General features: G+C 68.8%; 1 protein-coding gene. It reads left to right on the top strand.

The genetic code is table 11. The features are described 5' to 3' along the window. Positions 1–8: 8 nt before the first annotated feature. The coding region (locus tag D0C15_RS33800) for an MMPL family transporter (RefSeq protein ID WP_245976533.1) at positions 9–1,738 on the top strand (1,730 nt) is incomplete at its 3' end.

The raw sequence follows: 1,738 nt of genomic DNA, 5'->3' as shown, positions 1-1,738 counted from the left end.
AACCGGGGATGACGATCAGCCCGGACGGCCGCACCGGCATTCTGCTCGCCGGAGCCAACGCGAACACCGATGACATGGTCCGCGCGGTCGATGATCTCAAGGCCGACTTGACTGGGCTGTCCACGTCGTCGGTGCACGTCTACCCGACCGGGGCATCGGCACTGTGGAGCGACTTCAACGAAGCCAACCACGACGCGATGATTCAGGCCGAAATGGTGTCGTGGCCGGTCACCCTGGCGATCATGGTGCTCGCGTTCGGCTCACTCGTGGCCGCAGGGCTGCCGTTGCTGCTGACCCTGGCCGGGCTCGGCGCCTCCGCCGGTGCGCTGGTGCTGCTCAACGAGATCACCCCGATCTCGGTGTGGGCGATGAACTTCGCCATGATGTTCGCCCTCGCCCTGGGCATCGACTACGCGCTCTTCCTCGTCGTTCGCTTCCGCGACGCTCTGCGCAAGCTGGCGGACGCGCGGGCCGCGGTGGCCGAAACCATGGACACCGCCGGCAAGGCCGTCCTGTTGTCCGGCATCACCGTGCTGGTCAGCCTCTCCGCCGTGCTGCTCGTCCCCGCACCGGCGGTGCGGACCATGGCCGTGGGCATCATGCTCGCCGTCGTCTTCGTCCTCGCCGCCACCCTCACCCTGCTCCCGGCCGTGCTGGGCAAGCTCGGCGGCCGGGTCAACTCCCTCGCCCTGCCCTGGGCCAAGCGCACCGAGGCCCACTCGCCACGGTTCTCCCGCTGGGGGCAGTTGCTGAGCCGTAAACCCTGGCCCTTCGCCCTCGGCGCGCTGCTGGTGTTGATCGCCCTGTCCCTGCCGGTGTTCGGGCTCAAGGTCGCGATGCCCTCCATCCAGGTCGTCCCGAACGATGCCCCGGTCCGGCAGGGCTACGAAGCCGTTCAAGACAGCTTCGGCGACGGCGCCCCCGGCATGCTGCAGATCATCACCCCCGCCGCCGACGCCCAGGCCACCGCCGCCCAGGCCAAGGACACCGACGGCATCGCGATGGTCACCCCGCCGCAACCCGCCTCCGACGGCTCCGACTACGCCCTGGTCCAAGCCATGCCGACCGTCGATCCGTCCTCGCCGCAACTGGGCGACACGCTCGACCGGCTACGCGACACCCTGCCCGACGACGCACTCGTCGGTGGTGCGCCGGCGGAGAACCTGGACCTGCAGACCGCACTGAACGACTACCTGCCGTTGGTCGTCGGGGTGATCCTGGCCCTCGGGTTCGTCCTACTCCTGGTCGCTCTGCAAGCCCCGGTCATCGCGCTGCTGGGTACCGTCGTCAGCCTGCTCTCCACCGGCGCCGCGTTCGGCGTGGCGAAGCTGATCTTCCAGGACGGTCACCTCGCCGGGCTCCTCGGCTTCACTCCACAGGGGTTCCTCGACGGCTGGGGGCCGGTGTTCTTCTTCGCGATGATCTTCGCCATCGCCATGGACTACACCGTGTTCCTGCTCGCCAGCGCCAAAGAGCACTACGAACTCACCGGCAGTCCGCAGCGCGCCCTGATCGATGGCCTGGCCCACTCCGGACGCGTGATCTTCGCCGCCGCCGCCGTCATGGTCGCCGTGTTCTTCACCTTCGCCCTCGCCGACCCGCTACCCCCGAAGGAAATGGGCATCATCCTCGGCGTCGCGGTCCTGCTCGACGCCGCACTCATCCGACTCGTGCTCCTGCCGGTCCTGCTCCGCATCACCGGCCACTCCGCCTGGTGGTCACCGCGCTGGCTCCGTAA

Origin of the sequence: Amycolatopsis palatopharyngis (assembly GCF_003385185.1) — a bacterium.
GTDB lineage: Bacteria > Actinomycetota > Actinomycetes > Mycobacteriales > Pseudonocardiaceae > Amycolatopsis > Amycolatopsis palatopharyngis.
This window is presented reverse-complemented; position numbering and strand designations above follow the sequence as displayed.